2 protein-coding genes (1 of these 2 running past the window's edge) are annotated in these 19,650 nt (G+C 76.8%); both read left to right on the forward strand.

Annotated elements, in window-relative coordinates; genetic code table 11:
* Positions 1 to 9,127: the end of a type I polyketide synthase gene (locus ACN27B_RS24065; protein WP_422741582.1), read on the forward strand. Its footprint begins 20,486 nt before the window's first position; only the last 9,127 of its 29,613 coding nucleotides appear in the window; its start codon lies beyond the left edge, outside the window; it ends in the stop codon at positions 9,125 to 9,127.
* Positions 9,128 to 9,425: 298 nt separating this feature from the next.
* Positions 9,426 to 19,649 (forward strand): type I polyketide synthase, encoded by a 10,224-nt coding sequence (locus tag ACN27B_RS24070; RefSeq protein WP_422741583.1) that lies wholly within the window; start codon positions 9,426 to 9,428, stop codon positions 19,647 to 19,649.
* Position 19,650 lies beyond the last annotated feature (1 nt).

Raw genomic sequence — 19,650 nt, forward strand, 5'->3', positions numbered from 1 at the left:
CCCGGACCACAGCGGCACCTCGTACGCGACGCAGGGCGGCTTCCTCTACGACGCCGCCGACTTCGACCCCGCGTTCTTCGGCATCAGCCCCCGCGAGGCCCTGGCCATGGACCCGCAGCAGCGGCTGCTGCTGGAGACGTCGTGGGAGGCGTTCGAGTCCGCCGGCCTGGACCCGGCGACGCTGCGTGGCTCGCGCACCGGCGTGTTCGCCGGCGTGATGTACCACGACTACGCGACCCGGCTGGTCGAGTCGTCGGCCGAGGTCGAGGGCTACGTCGGCGTGGGCACCTCGGGCAGCGTGCTGTCCGGCCGGCTGGCGTACACGTTCGGGTTGGAGGGTCCGGCGGTCACCGTGGACACCGCCTGTTCGTCGTCGCTGGTGGCGCTGCACCTGGCCGCGCAGGCGCTGCGCTCCGGCGAGTGCGAGCTGGCGCTCGCGGGCGGCGTGACGGTGATGGCGACACCCGGTACGTTCATCGAGTTCTCCCGGCAGCGTGGACTCGCCGCCGACGGTCGGTGCAAGTCGTTCGCCGCAGCCGCCGACGGCACCGGCTGGGGTGAGGGCACCGGCGTCCTGCTGGTGCAGCGGCTCTCCGACGCCCGGCGGGAGGGCCGCCGGATCCTGGCCGTGGTGCGGGGCACGGCGGTCAACCAGGACGGCGCGTCGAACGGGCTGACCGCCCCGAACGGTCCGTCGCAGCAGCGGGTGATCCGCCAGGCCCTGGCCAACGCGCGGCTGGGCACGGCCGACGTGGACGTCGTCGAGGCGCACGGCACCGGCACCACGCTCGGTGACCCGATCGAGGCGCAGGCGCTGCTGGCCACCTACGGCCAGGACCGCGAGACGCCGCTGCTCCTGGGGTCGATCAAGTCGAACCTCGGGCACACCCAGGCCGCCGCCGGCGTCGCCGGGGTGATCAAGATGGTCCTGGCCATGCGGCACGGCCTGGTGCCGCCGACGCTGCACGTGGACGAGCCGTCCCCGCACATCGACTGGACCGCCGGCGCGGTCACCCTGGCCACGGCCCCGATGCCCTGGCCCGACCGGGACCGGCCCCGCCGGGCGGCGGTGTCGTCGTTCGGCATCTCCGGCACCAACGCCCACGTCGTCCTCGAACAGCCACCCGCCACCGCCGGCCCGGCCGGAACGGTGATCGACGGTGACGTGCTTCCCACCCGCGCCGACGGCCAGGACCGGCCCGCCACCACCGCCGGCGCGGCCCGCGCCCACCTGCCGGTGCTGCTGTCGGCGCGGACCGACGCGGCCCTGGCCGGCCAGGCCGAGCGGTGGGCACGTCGCCTTGCCGGTGACGCCACGCTCCGACCGGTGGACCTGGCCTGGTCCTCGGCGACCACCCGGGCCACCCTGGAACGGCGGGCCGTGCTGGCCGTCGCCGGCCGGGACGACCTGCTCACCGCGCTGCGCGCGCTGGCCGCCGGTACGCCGTCCGGCGCGGTGCTCTCCGGTGACGCGGTGCGGCGCGGCCCGCTCGCGGTGCTGTTCTCCGGTCAGGGCGCGCAGCGCGCCGGGATGGGTCGGGAGTTGTCCGCGGCGTTCCCGGTGTTCGCGTCCGCCCTCGATGAGGTGTGCGGTCACCTGGATCCGTTGCTGCCGCAGCCGTTGAAGCCGGTGTTGTTCGGTGACGGGGACCTGTTGGATCAGACGTGGTTCACGCAGGCGGGGTTGTTCGCGGTCGAGGTGGCGCTGTTCCGGCTGGTCGAGTCGTTCGGGGTGACGCCGGACTTCGTGGGTGGTCACTCGATCGGTGAGGTCACGGCCGCGTTCGTGGCGGGGGTGTTGTCGCTGTCGGACGCGTGTGCGTTGGTGGCGGCGCGGGGTCGGTTGATGCAGGCGTTGCCGGCCGGCGGCGGGATGCTGGCGGTCGCCGCGCCCGAGTCCGACGTGGCCGGAATGATCGCCGGCCGGACGGACATCGGGATCGCGGCGGTGAACGGGCCGTCGTCGGTGGTCGTCTCCGGTGACCTCGACGCGCTGACCGCGCTGGAGCACACCTGGCGCGACCGGGGCGTCCGGGTCCGTCGGCTCACCGTCAGCCACGCGTTCCACAGTCCGCTGATGGAGCCGATGCTGGCCGAGTTCCGCGGCGTGCTGGACGGGTTGACGTTCGCCGCGCCGCTGCTGCCGGTGGTGTCCAACGTGACCGGTGCCATCGCGGAGCCGGGGGAGTTGACGGACCCGGACTACTGGGTGCGGCACGTCCGCCAGGCGGTCCGCTTCGCCGACGGGATCACCGCGCTGCGCGACGCCGGGGTGGACACGTTCCTGGAGATCGGGCCGCAGAGTGTGCTCACGGCGCTGACCGCCGAGGTCCTTGCCGAGGGAGACGGGCTCGCGGTCGCGGTGCAACGCCGGGACCGGGACGAGAGCGCCGCGCTGCTGGCCGGGCTGGCCGACCTGCACGTCCACGGCGTGCCGGTGGACTGGACGCCCTGGTTCGCCGGCACCGACGCCACCCGCGTCGACCTGCCCACCTACGCCTTCCAGCACCAGCGCTACTGGCCCGCGCCAAGCACCCGCACGCCGGCCGCGCCGGACGCCGAGTTCTGGGCCGCCGTGGAGAGCGGCGACCCCGCCGCGCTCGCCGCACACCTCGGCCACGACGCCGCCGCCGACGCGCTCAGCTCCGCGCTGCCGGTCCTCGCCGACTGGCACCGCGCCCGCACCCGGGGACCGGACAGCGGGGCGTACCGGATCGGGTGGGAGCCGGTGCGTCCCGCCGCCGCAGCCGGGCTGACCGGCCGGTGGCTGGTCGCCACCGTCGGCGGCGGCGCCGACGGCGGCGTCCCGAGGACACTCACCGAGGCCGGCGCCACCGTCGACACGCTCACCATCGCGGCCGGCGCCGACCGCAACGACCTGGCGGAGCGCCTCCGACGCCTCGGCGACGACCAGGGCTGGACCGGCGTGCTCTGCGTCCTGCCCCGGCAGGACCGGCCGCTGCCCGGCGCGCCGGCGGTCCCGGCCGGCACCGCCGCGCTGCTCACGCTCGTGCAGGCGCTCACCGACACCGGCCGGCCCGGCCGGGTGTGGGCGCTCAGCCGCGCCGCGCTGGCCGTCGCCCCCGGCGACCGGGGCGGCGACGTCCGGGCCGTGTCCGCCTGGGGCCTCGGCCGCGCCGTCGCCCTGGAACACCCGGACCGGTGGGGCGGCCTGGTCGACCTGCCCGCCCGCGCCGACCGGACCACCCGCGCCGCGCTCGTCGCGCTGCTCGCCGACGGCGCCCACGACCAGGTGGCAGTACGCCGCAGCGGCGTCTACGCCCGGCGGCTCCTCCCGGCCACGGCGCCGGCCGGCGCCGGCTGGCGGCCCCGGGGCACCGTGCTGGTCACCGGCGGCACCGGCGCGCTCGGCCGGCACGTGGCGCGCTGGCTGCTGGCGAACGGGGCCGACGAGGTGGTGCTGGCGTCGCGGCGCGGCCCGGACGCCCCCGGCGCGGCCGACCTCGCCGCCACGATCGGCGCGGTCCGGGTGGTCGCCTGCGACGTCAGCGACCCGGTCGCCGTCACCGACCTGGTGGACGACCTGCCCGCGCTGACCGCCGTCGTGCACGCCGCCGGCGTCGCCGGCGACCCGGCCGCCGCCCACGACCTGACCACCGCCGACCTGGCCCGCACCCTCTCCGGCAAGGTGCTCGGCGCGATGCACCTGGACGCCGCCTGTCAGGACCGCGACCTCGACGCGTTCGTGGTGTTCTCCTCCGTCGCCGGCGTCTGGGGCGGTGGCGGGCAGGCCGGCTACGCCGCCGGCAACGCCCTGCTCGACGCGCTGGTCGCCGCCCGCCGCGCGGCCGGTCTGCCGGCCACCGCGCTCGCCTACGGCCCGTGGGCGCAGGACGGGATGGCCGCCGGGGAGACGGCGGACGGGCTGCGCCGCCGCGGGCTCGACCCGTTGCCGCCGACCACCGCCGTCGCCGCGTTGGGCCGATGGGTCAACGCTCCCGAACCGGCCCCGGTGATCGCCGACGTGGACTGGTCCCGGTTCGTCGCGGCGTACACGGCGGCGCGCCCCAGCCACCTGTTCGACCGGGTCGCCCCGGCCGTCGCGGTCGACGGCGGGCAGCCGGAGCCGACCGACGGCGGCTTCCGCGCCCGACTCGCCGGGCTGCCGCCGGCCGGGCAGGAGACGCTGCTGCTCGACCTGGTCCGCGCCGAGGCCGCCGCCGTGCTCGGACACCCCTCCACCGACCAGGTGCCGGCCGACCGCGCGTTCCGCGACCTCGGTTTCGACTCGCTGGCCGCGGTGCAGCTGCGGGACCGGGTCGGCCGGGCCACCGGCACGACACTGCCCTCCACAGTGGTCTTCGACCACCCGTCGGCGGCCGAGCTGGCGCGCTTCCTGCGTACCGCGATGGTGGCCGGCGCGGACGCGCCGGTCGAGGCCGCCCACGCGTCGGCCCGGCCGGCCGCCGACGAACCCATCGCGATCGTGTCGATGGCCTGCCGGTTCCCCGGCGGCGTGTCCTCCCCGCAGGAGCTGTGGCGGCTGCTCGCCGACGGTGTGGACGCCGTCGGCCCGATGCCCACCGACCGGGGGTGGGACCTCGACGGGCTCTTCGACAGCGACCCGGAGCGCGTCGGCACCAGCTACACCCGCAGCGGCGGCTTCCTCGCCGACGTGGCCGGCTTCGACGCCGCGTTCTTCGGGATCAACCCGCGCGAGGCGCTCGCCATGGACCCGCAGCAACGGCTGCTGCTGCACACCACCTGGGAGGCGATCGAGTCCGCCGGCCTCGACCCGCAGCGGCTGCGCGGCTCGGCCACCGGCGTGTTCGTCGGCACCAACGGGCAGGACTACGCGACCCTGCTGCTCGGCGCCCGCGCCGAGGTCGAGGGCTACCAGGCCACCGGCAACGGCGCGTCCGTCGTCTCCGGCCGGCTGGCGTACGCGTTCGGCCTGCACGGCCCCGCCGTCACCGTCGACACCGCCTGCTCCTCGTCGCTGGTCGCGCTGCACCTGGCCGCGCAGGCGCTGCGCTCCGGCGAGTGCGACCTGGCCCTCGCGGGCGGCGTCACGGTGATGTCGACACCCGGCGCGTTCCTGGAGTTCTCCCGGCAGCGCGGACTCGCCGCCGACGGGCGGGTCAAGGCGTTCGCCGCCGCCGCGGACGGCACCGGCTGGGGCGAGGGCGTCGGTGTCCTGCTGCTGCAACGCCTCTCCGACGCCCGACGCGACGGGCGGCGGATCCTCGCCGTGGTGCGCGGCAGCGCGGTCAACTCCGACGGCGCGTCCAACGGCCTGACCGCGCCGAACGGACCGGCCCAGCAACGCGTCATCCGGGCCGCCCTGGCCAACGCCGGCCTCACCCCGGCCGACGTCGACGCGATCGAGGCGCACGGCACCGGCACCACGCTCGGCGACCCGATCGAGGCCCAGGCGCTCGCCGCCGCGTACGGGCCGGACCGCCCGACGGACCGGCCGCTCTGGCTCGGCTCGGTCAAGTCGAACCTCGGCCACACGCAGGCGGCGGCGGGCGCGGCCAGCCTGATCAAGATGGTGCTGGCGCTGCGCCACGGCACGCTCCCGGCGACGCTGCACGTCGACGCGCCCACGCCGCACGTGGACTGGTCGGCCGGCCCGCTGGCGCTGCTCACCGAGGCGCGCCCCTGGGCGGCCGACGGGCGTACCCGCCGGGCCGGCGTCTCGTCGTTCGGCATCAGCGGCACCAACGCCCACGTGATCCTGGAGGAGGCCCCGGCCGACCCGACCGGCCCGGATCTCGCCGGCCCGGCCCGGGACGTCGCGCTGCCGTGGCCGGTCAGCGCGGCCACCGCCGCCGGCCTGCGGGACCAGGCCGCCCGCCTGGCCGCCCGGCTCACCGACCCGACCGACCCGCTGTCCGCCGCCGACCCCGGCGCGACCGCCTGGGCGCTGGTCGAAGGCCGGGCGCACCTGACCCACCGGGCCGTGGTGGTCGCCGCCGACCCGCCGACGCGGCGGGAGGCGCTCGCCGCGCTCGCCGCCGGTGAACCCCACCCCGCCCTCGTGTCCGCCGCGTCGGCCGGCACCGGTGGCACCGCCGTCCTCTTCTCCGGTCAGGGCGCGCAACGCGCCGGGATGGGCCGCGAGTTGTCCGCGGCGTTCCCGGTGTTCGCGTCCGCCCTGGACGAGGTGTGCGGTCACCTGGATCCGTTGCTGCCGCAGCCGTTGAAGCCGGTGTTGTTCGGTGACGGTGACCTGTTGGATCAGACGTGGTTCACGCAGGCGGGCCTGTTCGCGGTCGAGGTGGCCCTGTTCCGGCTGGTCGAGTCGTTCGGGGTGGTGCCGGACCTGATCGGTGGGCACTCGGTCGGGGAGATCACCGCCGCGTACGTGGCCGGTGTGTTGTCCCTGCCGGACGCGTGCGCGCTGGTCGCCGTGCGGGGCCGGTTGATGCAGGCGTTGCCGGCCGGTGGTGGGATGCTCGCCGTGGCCGCCCCGGAGGCCGACGTGGCCGCGTCCCTCGCCGGCCGGGCCGACGTCGGGATCGCCGCGGTCAACGGGCCGTCGTCGGTGGTGGTCTCCGGCGCCGGGGACGCCCTGGCGGAGATCGAGCGGGTCTGGCGCGACCGGGGGGTCCGGGTCCGCCGTCTGACCGTGTCGCACGCGTTCCACAGCCCGCTGATGGAGCCGATGCTGGCCGACTTCCGCAGTGTGCTGGACGGGTTGACGTTCGCCGCGCCGCTGCTGCCGGTGGTGTCGAACGTGACCGGCGCGCTCGCCGACGGTGACGACCTGCGCACCCCCGACTACTGGGTGCGCCACGTCCGCGAGGCGGTCCGCTACGCCGACGGGATCACCGCGCTGCGCGCGGCCGGCGCGGACACGTTCCTGGAGATCGGGCCGGCCGCCGTGCTGACCCCGATGAACGCCGACCTGCTCCCCGACGACGCCACCGCCGTGGCCACGCTGCGCGCCGGCGTACCGGAGGTCACCACCCTGCTCACCGCGGTCGCCGCCTGGTACGCGACCGGCCGGGACCTGCACTGGCCGGCGCTGCTCGCCGGCCCCCGACCCGCCGCCCGCGACCTGCCCGAGCTGCCCACCTACCCGTTCCGGCCGCAGCGCTACTGGCCCACCCTGACCACGCCCATCGGCGGCGCCGCCGGGCCGGACGACGGCGAGTTCTGGCGGGCGGTCACCGACGGCGACCTCGACCGTCTCGGCATCGACACCGGACAGCCGCTGCGCGACCTGCTGCCGCAGCTCGACACGTGGCGTCGCCGGCGGCGTCAGGACGGCGTGCTGGCCGGCTGGCGCTACCGGGTCGCCTGGCAGCCCCGCCCGCTCACCGGCGGGGAACCGGGCCGCTGGCTGCTGGTCGCCCCGCCCCGCGAGACCGCCGCCACGGTCGCCGAGGCGCTGCGGGCCGGCGGCGCCGACGTGCGGCTGCTCACCGTCGACCCGGCCACCGTGGACCGCGACGGCCTCGCCGCCGACCTGGCCCGGGCCGAAACCGAACACCGGCCCACCGGCCTGCTGTCACTGCTCGCGCTCGACGAGGCGCCCCACCCCGAGCGGGATGCCCTGCCGGCCGGGCTCGCGGCGAACCTGCTGCTCCTGCAGGCGCACACCGCCCGCGACGGCGGCGCGCCGCTGTGGCTCGCCACCACCGGCGCGGTCGCCACCGACGACGAACCGGCCACCCGGCCGTGGCAGGCCACCACCTGGGGTCTCGGGCTGGCCGCCGGGCTGGAACACCCCCGGCACGTCGGCGGTCTGGTCGACCTGCCCGGCACGGTGACCGCCGAGTCCGCCGCCGCGCTGCTCGCCACGCTGACCAACCGGGAGGCCGAGGACCAGGTCGCCGTGCGCGCGGCCGGGCCGCTCGTGCGCCGCCTGGTCCGCGCCACCGACCCGACCGGGGGTACGGACGGCGGCTGGACGCCACGCGGCAGCGTCCTGCTCAGCGGCGGGACCGGACCGGTCGCCCGGCGCACCACCGCCTGGCTCGACCGGGCCGGCGCCACCGTGGTGCCGCTGGACGAGCCGGCCGGCGGGAAGCTGACCGACCGGATGGCGCAGCTCGCCGCCGACGGACGCCCGGTCACCGGGCTGGTGCACGTGCCCGCCGACACCGGCACCGTGCCGCTGGCCGACCTCACCCTCGCCGACCTGGCCGCCGACCTGCTCGCCACCGTCGGCGACCTGCCCCGGTACGCCGACGAGGTGGAACAGCGGACGCTCGGCGCGCTCGTGGTCTGCTCCTCCACCTCCGGGGTGTGGGGCTCCGGCGGGCGCTGCGGGCAGGCGGCCGGCGACGCCCTGCTCCAGGTGCTCGCCGCCGGGTGGCGGCGGGCCGGGCTGCCGGTCACCTCGGTCGCGTTCGGCCCCTGGGCCGACGGCCTCACCGACACCGACCTGGCGCAGCTGAGCCGGGGTGGGCTACCCGGCATGGATCCCGAACTGGCCGTCGCCGCGCTGCGGCGGGCCGTCGCGGACGGCGCCCGGCTGGTCGTCGCCGACGTCCGCTGGGACCGGTTCGTGCCGGCCGTGGCCGCGGTCCGCGACCGGCCGCTCTTCGGCGACCTGCCGGAGGCCCGGGAGGCGCTGCGCGGCCTGCATGCCGACCAGCCCACCGACGACGCCGCCGCGACCGCGCTGCGGGAACGACTGCGCCCGCTCGGCGACGCGGAGCGGGACACGATCCTGGTCGACCTCGTCGCCGGGCAGGCCGCGTCGGTGCTCGGCCTCCCGGACACCACCGACCTCGGCCCCGCCCGGGCGTTCCGCGAGGTCGGCTTCGACTCGATGACCGCCGTGGCGCTGCGCAACCGGCTCCGGGCCGCCACCGGGGCCACGCTGCCGGCGAGCGTGGTGTTCGACTACCCGACCCCGCTGGCGCTCGCCCGGCACCTGCGTACGCTGCTGGCGCCCGACGGCGCCGCCGCCACCACCGGCCTGCTCGCCGAACTGGAGAAGGTGGACGGGCTGTTCGCCGCCGGCGCGCCGGACGAGCTGACCCGGCGGAAACTGCTGGTGCAGATGCAGGCGTTCCTCGCCCGCTGGGGCGACGACCGGTCCGCGCCGCAGGAGGCGCCGGTGACCCGCACGCTCGACGGGGCCAGCGACGCCGAACTGTTCGATTTCATCCACCGCGAGTTGGGTGGCCCTGGCGGCGAATCCTGAGCGATTCCGTCGCCATTGTGGAGTGGGTACGGCGGATCGGTCGCGGCGGCTTTGTGGACGCTGCCGCCACCGGTCCCGCCGGGCCGCCGACCCGGGCGCCCCCGCCCAGCCTGGGCACCTCGCGACGACGTCCCTGCTAGGGGCGGCCCTAGGGGCGTCGTAGGGGTTGTGACCCGCCTCCGCGGACAATTACCTTCCTCACCGTAAGTGAGACCTGGTGGGCGCGGGACAGTGCAATTCATGGTCACGCCGAACGGTATTGGGTCGCCTGTTTCTCCGGCCCGAAAAGGTGGCGCTGATGGCGACTGAGGACACCCTCCGGGAATACCTGAAATGGATGACCGCCGACCTCCACCAGACCCGGCGCAAGCTCGGCGAGTTGGAGGCCGCGCAACGGGAGCCGATCGCCGTCGTCGGCATCGGCTGCCGGTTCCCCGGCGGGGTGCGGTCACCGGAGGACCTGTGGCGGCTGGTCGATTCCGGCGCCGACGCCGTCTCGGCCTTCCCCACCGACCGGGGCTGGGACCTGGACCGGCTGATCCACCCCGACCCCGACCATCCCGGCACCTCGTACGTCGGCGAGGGCGGCTTCCTCGACTCGGCCACCGAGTTCGACAGCGGTTTCTTCGGCATCTCGCCCCGTGAGGCGCTCGGCATGGACCCGCAGCAGCGGTTGCTGCTGGAGACGTCCTGGGAGGCGTTCGAGCACGCCGGCATCGACCCGACGGCGCTGCGCGGGCACCAGGTCGGCGTGTTCGCCAGCACCACCGGCCAGGACTACGCGGCGCTGCTCCAGACGCCCCCGCCCGGCGTCGAGGGGTACGTGCTGACCGGCACCGCCGCCAGCGTCGTCTCCGGGCGGATCTCCTACGTGCTGGGCATCGAGGGACCCGCCGTCTCGGTCGACACCGCCTGCTCGTCGTCGCTGGTCGCGCTGCACCTCGCCGGCCAGGCGCTGCGGCAGGGGGAGTGCACGCTCGCGCTGGCCGGCGGCGCCACCGTCATGTCCACCCCGGCCGCGTTCGTCGGGTTCAGCCGCCAGCGTGGGCTCGCCGCCGACGGGCGGGTCAAGGCGTTCGCCGCCGCCGCCGACGGCACCGCCTGGGGCGAGGGCGTGGGCGTGCTGCTGCTGGCCCGGCTCTCCGACGCCCAGCGCCACGGCTACCCGGTGCTCGCGGTGATCCGGGGCAGCGCGGTCAACCAGGACGGCGCGTCCAACGGGCTCACCGCCCCCAACGGCCCCTCCCAGCAGCGGGTGGTGCTCCAGGCGCTGGCCAGCGCCCGGCTCGCCCCGGAGCAGGTCGACGCGGTGGAGGCGCACGGCACCGGCACCAGTCTCGGCGACCCGATCGAGGCGACCGCGCTGCTCGCCACGTACGGGCAGGGGCGGCCCGCGGACCGGCCGCTGCGGCTCGGGTCGGTGAAGTCGAACATCGGCCACACCCAGGCCGCCGCCGGTGTCGCCGGCGTGATCAAGATGGTGATGGCGCTGCGTCACGGCCGGCTCCCGGCCACGCTGCACGTCGACGCGCCCACCCCGCACGTCGACTGGACCGCGGGCGCGGTGTCGGTGCTGACCGAGGCGCTGCCCTGGCCGCCGGGCGAGCAGCCCCGCCGCGCCGGGGTGTCCTCGTTCGGCATGAGCGGCACCAACGCCCACGTCATCGTCGAGGAGGCCCCGCCCCCGTCGTCCGCCTCGGCCCCGTCGTCCGCCTCAGCCCCGTCGTCCGCCCCGGACGCGGCGGTCGCCGGGGACGGCCCGTCCCCGACCGCCGTCGCGCCGACCGGTCCGGCGCCGGTGACGGCCGCCGGCCTGGTGCCGGTGCTCGTCTCCGCGCGCGACGCCGCCGGCCTGGCCGCCCAGGGCGCCCGCTGGGCCGACTGGCTCGACGCCGACGCCGACGCCGGCCCGGACGTGCCGCTGACCGACATCGGTTGGTCGTCGGTCACCACCCGGGGCGCGCTGGACCACCGGGCCGTGATCCTCGCCCCGGACCGCGCCGCGCTCCGCGACCACCTGCGTACCCTCGCCGCCGGCGGGACCGCCCCCGGCCTGGTCGCCGGCGGCCCGCGCGGCGGGCAGTTGGCGTTCCTGTTCAGCGGCCAGGGCGCGCAGCGGCCCGGGATGGGCCGCGAACTGGCCGCCGCGTTCCCGGCCTACGCCGACGCGCTCGCCGAGGTGTGCGCCGAACTCGACCGGCACCTGCCCCGCCCGCTCGGGCCGATCCTCGCCGCCGAACCCGGCACCGAGGACGCGGCGCTGCTCGACCTGACCCGGTGGACCCAACCCGCGCTGTTCGCCGTCGAGGTGGCCCTGGTCCGGCTGCTCGCGTCCTGGGGCGTCCGCCCGCAGCTGCTGGCCGGGCACTCGATCGGCGAGGTGGTCGCCGCGCACGTGGCCGGCGTGTTGTCGCTCGCCGACGCCGCCACGCTGGTCGTCGCGCGCGGACGGCTCATGCACGAGCTGCCGGCCGGCGGCGCCATGCTCTCCGTCACCGCGCCGCCCGCCGACGTCGACGCGCTGCTCACCGACGTCGCCGGGCCGATCGGCGTCGCCGCCGTCAACGGGCCCGCCGCCGTCGTGGTCTCCGGCGCCGAGGCGGCCGTCGCGGAGGTCGAGCGCCGCTGCGCGGAGCAGGGGGTACGCACGAAGCGGCTCGCCGTGAGCCACGCGTTCCACAGCCCGCTGATGGAGCCGATGCTCGCCGAGTTCGCCGCCGTGGTGCAGCGGCTGGAGCTGCGCGCGCCGACCCTGCCGATCGTGTCGAACCTGACCGGCGAGCTGGTCGACCCGGAGGGCATCCGCACCACCGACCACTGGGTGCGGCACGTCCGGGAGGCGGTCCGCTTCGCCGACGGCGTCACCCGGCTGCGCGCGCTCGGCGCCGGCACGTTCCTGGAGGTCGGGCCGAGCGGCGTGCTCACCGCGCTGACCCGCGACGTGGCCGGCCCGGACGTCAGCGCGGTGGCGCTGCTGCGGCGGGACCGGCCGGAACCCGCCGCGCTGCTCACCGCGCTGGCCGAGCTGCACGTCGCCGGCGTCACCGTCGGCTGGCGGGAGCTGTTCGCCGGCGCCGACCCGCGCCGGGTCCGGCTGCCCGGGTACGCGTTCCACCGGCAGCGGTTCTGGCCGGAGCCGCCGCCCCCTGCCCCCGCCGGCGAGGGGACCGGCGCGGACGCCGAGTTCTGGGCCGCGGTGGAGCGGACCGACGTCGACGCCCTGCGCGACCAGCTCGGCGCGGTGGACACGCTGCTGCCGGCGCTGCCGGTGCTCTCCGCCTGGCGACGCGGCCGGCACGACCGGTCCGTGGTGGACGGCTGGACGTACCAGGTGCGGTGGCAACCGGTCGCCGTCCCGGAGGGTGACCGGCCGGCGGGCCGCTGGCTGGTGCTGCTGCCCACGGACGCCGAGGAGCGCGGCTGGGCGGACGACCTGCCCGGACTCGTCGACGACGCGGCGGTGCTGCGCCTCGGCGCAGACGACCTGGACCGGGCGGCGCTCGCCGACCGGCTGCGGGAAGCGATCGGCGACGCGCCGGTCGCCGGCGTGCTGCACCTGGTCGCCGGGCAGGACCGGCTGCTGCCCGCCCACCCCGGCGTCAGCGTCGCCGCCGCCACCACGCTGGTGCTGCTCCAGGCCCTCACCGACCTCGACCTCGACGCGCCCGTCTGGTGCCTGACCAGCGGCGCGGTCAAGGCCGGTCCGGCCGACCGGCTCACCCACCCGGTGCAGAACCTGGTCTGGGGCCTCGGCCGCGCCGCCGCCGTGGAACAGCCGCACCGGTGGGGCGGCCTGGTCGACCTGCCGGAGACCCCCGACGACGCCGCCCGCCGCCGCCTCGCCGCGATCCTCACCGGCGGCAGCGGCGAGGACCAGGTGGCCGTCCGCGCCGGCGGTGTCTGGGGCCGCCGGCTCGGCCCGGCCCCCGCACCCGAGCAGCCGGCCGGCGACCGGTGGGCCGACGCCACCGTGCTGGTCACCGGCGGCACCGGCGCGCTCGGCGGCCACGTCACCCGCTGGCTGCTCGACCGGGGTGCCCGCCGGGTCGTGCTCGCCGGCCGGCGCGGCGCCGACACCCCCGGCCTGGCCCCGCTGCTCGACGAGCACGGCGCCGACGGGCGGGTCACCGCCGCCGCCTGCGACATGACCGACCGTACGGCCGTCGCCGCGCTGCTGGACTCGCTGCCCGACCTGACCGCCGTGGTGCACGCGGCCGGCACCGACCAGCTCACCCCGCTGACCGGCACCACCCTCGACGAGTTCGCCCACGTGGTCGCCGGCAAGGTGCTCGGCGCGCTGCACCTCGACGAGTGCCTCGCCGACCGGCCGTTGACCGCGTTCCTGCTCTTCTCCTCCGTCTCCGGCACCTGGGGCAGCGCCGGGCAGTGCGCGTACGGCGCCGGCAACTCGCTGCTCGACGCGCTCGCGGTGCACCGCCGCGACCGGGGCCTGGCCGCCACCGCCGTCGCCTGGACCGCCTGGGGTGGCGCCGACGGCATGGCCGCGAAGAACGCCGCCACCGAACAGTTGCACCGGATGGGACTGCCCACCATCGACCCCCGGCGGGCCCTGCTCGCGCTGGACCGGGCGATGGACCGACCCACCCCCGGCGTCACCGTCGCCGACGTCGACTGGAGTCGCTTCCACCCGGCGTTCACGCTCACCCGGCCCAGCCCGCTGCTGTCCGACCTGCCGCAGGTGCGGGCGCTCGCCGAGGACGAGGCGGCCCGGGACGCCGCCGCGCCGGCCGGCGTCGCCGAGCCGCTACGCCACCTGGCCGACCGACCCGAGGCGGAGCAGGAACGGGAACTGCTGCGCATCGTCGACGAGCAGACCGCCCGCGTCCTCGGCCACGCCACCGCCGACGACCTGCGCGGCCGACCGTTCAAGGACCTCGGCTTCGACTCGCTCACCGCGGTGGACCTGCGCACCCGACTGAACGAGGCCACCGGGCTGCGGCTGCCGTCCACCCTCGTCTTCGACCACCCCACCCCGGCCGAACTGGCCCGACACCTGCGGGAGGCCGCCTTCGGCGCCGCGCCCGCCGCGTCCGCCGGTCCGACCCGCGCCGCCGACACCGACGAGCCGATCGCGGTGGTCGGGATGGCCTGCCGCTACCCGGGCGGGGTCAGCGGCCCGGCGGAGCTGTGGCGTCTGGTCGCCGACGGCGTCGACGCGATCGGCGGGTTCCCCGCCGACCGCGGCTGGGCCGTGCCCGCGCCGGACAGCGGCTACACGCCGGCCGGCGGCTTCCTGCCCGAGGCCACCGGCTTCGACCCCGCGTTCTTCGGTATCTCGCCCCGCGAGGCCCTCGCGATGGACCCGCAGCAGCGGCTGACCCTCGAAGCCGCCTGGGAGGTGCTGGAACGGGCCGGCGTCGACCCGACCAGCCTGACCGGCAGCCGCACCGGCGTGTTCGTCGGCGCCTCCACCTCCGGATACGGGACCGGGCTGACCGAGGTGCCGGAGGGCACCGAGGGCTACCTGATGACCGGCGGGGCGCACAGCGTCATCTCCGGCCGGGTCGCGTACACGCTCGGGCTGGAAGGCCCGGCGGTCACCGTCGACACGGCCTGCTCGTCGTCGCTGGTCGCGCTGCACCTGGCCGGCGAGTCGCTGCGCCGCGGCGAGTGCGACCTGGCCCTCGCCGGCGGCGTCGCGGTGATGGCCACCCCGGACACGTTCGCCGAGTTCTCCCGGCAGGGCGGCCTCGCCGCCGACGGGCGGTGCAAGTCCTTCGCCGCCGCCGCCGACGGCACCGGCTGGTCCGAGGGCGTCGGCATGCTGCTGGTGGAACGGCTCTCCGACGCCCGCCGCCACGGCCACCGGGTGCTGGCGCTGGTCCGCGGCAGCGCGGTCAACTCCGACGGCGCGTCCAACGGCCTGACCGCGCCGAACGGGCCGTCGCAGCAGCGGGTGATCCGGGCGGCGTTGGCCGACGCGGGGCTGTCCACCTCGGACGTGGACGTGGTGGAGGCGCACGGCACCGGCACCACGCTCGGTGACCCGATCGAGGCGCAGGCGCTGCTCGCCACGTACGGGCAGGACCGCGACACGCCCCTGCTGCTCGGCTCGATCAAGTCGAACATGGGCCACGCACAGGCCGCCGCCGGCGTCGCCGGCGTGATCAAGATGATCGAGGCGATGCGCCACGCGACCGTGCCGGCCACGCTGCACGTGGACGCGCCGTCGCCGCACATCGACTGGTCGGCGGGGTCGGTGGAGCTGGTGACCGAGGCCCGTCCGTGGCCGGTGGTGGACCGGCCGCGTCGGGCGGCGGTGTCGTCGTTCGGCATCTCCGGCACCAACGCCCACGTCATCGTCGAGCAGCCCGCCGAGCCGGTGGACGCCACGCCCGCGCCGACGGAAGGGCTGGTGCGGACCGACGCGGCGCTCTGGCCACTGTCCGCCCGCTCCGCCACCGCGCTCGCGCAGCAGGCGCAGCGGCTCGCCCGGCACATCCGCGAACACCCGGACCACGACCCGGCCGCCGTGGCCTGGTCACTCGCCACCACCCGCGCCGCGCTCGACCAGCGCGCCGCCGTCGTCGGTACGAACCGCGACGACCTGCTGGCCGGCCTGGACGCCCTCGCGTCCGGCCTGCCGTCCTCCGCCCTGGTCACCGGGACGGCGGGCGTCCACGGGCCGGGTCCGGTGTTCGTGTTCCCGGGTCAGGGTGGTCAGTCGGTGCGGATGGCGGCGGGTCTGGTGGGCCGGTGCGCGCCGTTCGACACGCGTCTTGCCGAGTGTCAGCGGGCGTTCGCGCCGTATCTGGACGTGGACCTGGTGTCGGTGTTGACCGGCGACGACGATGCCTGGTTGGGCCGGGTGGAGATCCTGCAACCGGTGTTGTTCGCGGTGGGTGTGTGTCTGGCGGAGGTGTGGCGGGCCGCCGGTGTGCAGCCGGGTGTGGTGGTCGGGCATTCGCAGGGGGAGATGGCCGCCGCGTGCGTGGCGGGGGTGTTGTCCCTGGACGACGCGGCGCGGGCGGTGATCCTGCGGGCCAGGGCGCTTGCCACGTTGGCCGGTTCGGGCGGGATGCTCGCGGTGGATCTGCCTGAGGCGGAGGTGGCCGCGCGGATCGAGGGTGTGCCGGGCACGGTGGTGGCGGTGGTGAACGGGCCTGCTCATGTGGTGGTGTCCGGCCCGCCGGACACCGTGGCTGATCTGCGGGAGTCGTGGGTGGGCGAGGGGGTGCGGGCGAGGCCGGTGCCGTTCGACTACGCCTCGCACAACCCGGCCGTGGAGCAGATCCGGGATCGGATGCTCACCGACCTGGCGGGCTTGTCGCCGCAGCCGGGTCAGGTCCGGATGGTGTCGTCGGTGACGGGGGAGTGGGCCGAACCCGAGGGCATGGACGGGACCTACTGGTACACCAACCTGCGCCAACCGGTGCGGTTCGAGCAGGCGGTGCGCACGGCGGTCGCGGCCGAGCACACCACGTTCGTGGAGGTGTCCGCGCATCCGGTGCTCACGCTGCCGGTGACGGCGATCCTCGACGACACCGACACCACCGGCCACACGCTGTCCACGCTGCGGCGTGGTGACGACGACCCGAGGCGGCTGTTGACCAGCCTCGCCACCGCCCACACCATCGGCCTGCCCGTCGACCTGACTGCCGTGCTCACCCCGGCCGCCGTGGTCGACCTGCCCACCTACCCGTTCGGGCGGGACCGCTACTGGCTGTCGCGCGGCGGCACCGGACCGGCCGGCCTGCCGGCCGCCGGACTCGACGCCGTCGACCACCCGCTGCTGCACGCCGCCGCCGACCTGCCCGGCGACGACGGCCTGCTGGTCACCGGCCGGATCTCCCTGACCACCCACCCCTGGCTCGCCGACCACGCCGTGCTCGGCACCGTCCTGCTCCCCGGCACCGCCCTGGTCGAGATGGCGTCCTGGAGCGGACGCGCCCTGGACACCGCCCACGTCACCGAACTGGTCCTGGAAGCACCGGTGGTCGTCCCGCCGACCGGCGGCGTCGACCTACGGATCCGCGTCGGCGCCGCCGACGACGACGGATGCCGGCCGGTCTCCGTCCACTCCCACCTCGACGACGGCGGCGACGCCCCGGGCACCGGCCGGACCTGGCAGCGCCACGCCACCGGCCTGCTCGCCCCCACCCGACCGGTCACCGGCACCGCCGGCGGCGCCTGGCCACCCGCCGACGCCGAACCGATCCCGCTGGACACCCTCTACCCGCACCTCACCGAGCAGGGCTACCGGTACGGGCCGACGTTCCAGGCGCTGCGCGCCGCCTGGCGCAGCGGCGACGACCTCCTCGCCGAGGTCGCGCTCGACCCCGACGCGCCGGTCGACCCGTTCACCCTGCACCCGGCGCTGCTCGACGCCGCGCTGCACACCATCGGCGCCGACGCCCTGCACCGCGCCACCACTGCCGCCGCCGCACCCGCGAACGCGGCCGGGCCCGGGCTGCCGTTCTCCTGGACCGGCCTGGCGATCCAACCCACCCGGGCCCGCGAGCTGCGGGTCCGGCTCACCCCCACCGACGGCGCGGTCGCCGTCACCGTCACCGACACCGGTGGCACGCCGGTCGCCTCCCTCGACGCGCTCGTGCTGCGCCCGATCAGCGCCGACCAGCTCGACACCGCCCGCCGGGCCGCCGCCCGGTCGCTGCACCGCCTCGACTGGACCACCCCGGAGCCGGGCACCGCCCACCCCACCCGGATCGCCGTGCTCGGCGACGCCGACGGATGGCCCGGCGTCGAGGCGTACCGGGACCTGGACGACCTGGTCGCGGCCGTGACGGGCGGCGCGGCCCGGCCCGACGCGGTGGTCGCCGTCCGCCCCGGACAGCGCGCTGACGAGCCCGACCCGGCCCGGGCCGCACACCTGGTCACCCACGAGACGTTGGCGCTGGCGCAGGACTGGCTCACCCGGGAACCATTCGCCGGCACCCCGCTGGTCGTGGTCACCCGGGGCGCGGTCGCCGTCGAACCGACCGACCGCCCCGCCGACCTGCCGGCCGCCGCCGCGTGGGGCCTGATCCGCTCCGCCCAGTCGGAGAACCCGGGCCGGTTCGTCCTGCTCGACCTCGACGACGACCCCCGCTCCACGGTGGCGCTGCCCGCCGCGCTGGGCACCGGCGAGCCGCAGCTCGCGCTGCGGGCCGGCCAGCTCCGGGTGCCCCGGCTGGTCCGCCTCGGCCCGCCGCCGCAGCGGCCCGAACCGGACCTGTCCACCGGCACCGTGCTGGTCACCGGCGCCACCGGCGCGCTCGGCCGGCTCGTCGCCCGGCACCTGGTCACCCGGCACGCCGTGCCGCGCCTGCTGCTGGTCAGCCGCAGCGGCCCGGACGCGCCCGGCGTCGCCGACCTCGTCGCCGACCTGACCGCGCTCGGCGCCACCGCGCAGGTCGTCGCCGCCGACGTCACCGACCGGAACGCACTGGCCGTGCTGCTCGACGAGATCCCCGCCGACCGGCCGCTGGTCGGCGTGGTGCACGCCGCCGGCGTCCTCGACGACGGCGTCCTGCCGGCGCTGACCCCGGCCCGGTTCGACACCGTCCTCGCGCCCAAGGTCGACGCCGCCTGGCACCTGCACGAACTGACCGAGAAGCTCGACCTCGCCGCGTTCGTGCTCTTCTCCTCCTCCGCCGGGCTGTTCGGCGGCCCCGGCCAGGCCAACCACGCCGCCGCGAACGCGTTCCTCGACGCGCTCGCCCACCACCGCCGGGCCCGCGGGCTCCCCGTCACGTCGATGGCGTGGGGGCCGTGGGCCAACCCGGACGAGCCCGGTGGACCGCAGGGCCACGTCGACGAGCGGCGGATGACCCGCGCCGGCTTCCGCCCGCTCGGCCCGGACGAGGGCATGGCGTTGTTCAGCGAGGGCCTGCGGCACGACGAGCCGGCGATCGCGCCGGTCAACCTGGACCATGCGGTGCTCGGCCGGCTCGGACCGGCGCTGCCCCGACTGCTGCACGGCCTGGTCCGCCCCACCGGCGCGGCGTCGGCCACGACACCGGGCGCGGACGCGGCGACGGCGCTGCGCGACACGCTCGCCGCCACCGCCGAGGCGGACCGCGACCGGGTGCTCTCCGACCTGGTCCGCACCCACGCGGCGGCGGTGCTCGGCTACGCCTCGCTGCGCGACGTGGACACCGACAAGGGCTTCGTCGAGCTGGGCTTCGACTCGCTGACCGCGGTGGAGTTCCGCAACCGGCTCGCCGCCGCCACCGGGCTGCGGCTGCCGTCCACGCTCATCTACGACCGGCCCACCACCGCGGCCATGGTCGCGCACCTGCGCGGCGCGCTGCTCGCCGAGCGGAGCACCTCCGCGCTGTCCGTGCTCGGCGAGCTGAACAAGCTGGAGACGGCGATGCGCGCCATCGCCGCCGACGACACCGACCGCGCCGCCGTCGCCGCCCGGCTGCGCGAACTGCTGTCGCTCTGGACGTACGCCGAGAGCGCCACCGACGGCACCGGCGCGGACGACGGCAACCTCGGCTCCGCCAGCGCCGAGGAACTGTTCCACCTGCTCGACGACGAACTCGGAACCGCCTGAG

The sequence above is a fragment of the Micromonospora sp. WMMD754 genome (assembly GCF_049315235.1).
GTDB lineage: Bacteria > Actinomycetota > Actinomycetes > Mycobacteriales > Micromonosporaceae > Micromonospora > Micromonospora sediminicola.

What these genes read in the sequence shown, in the direction of transcription:
- ACN27B_RS24070 (WP_422741583.1), top strand. Translation starts at nt 9,426, where the DNA reads ATGGCGACTGAGGACACCCTCCGGGAATACCTGAAATGGATGACCGCC.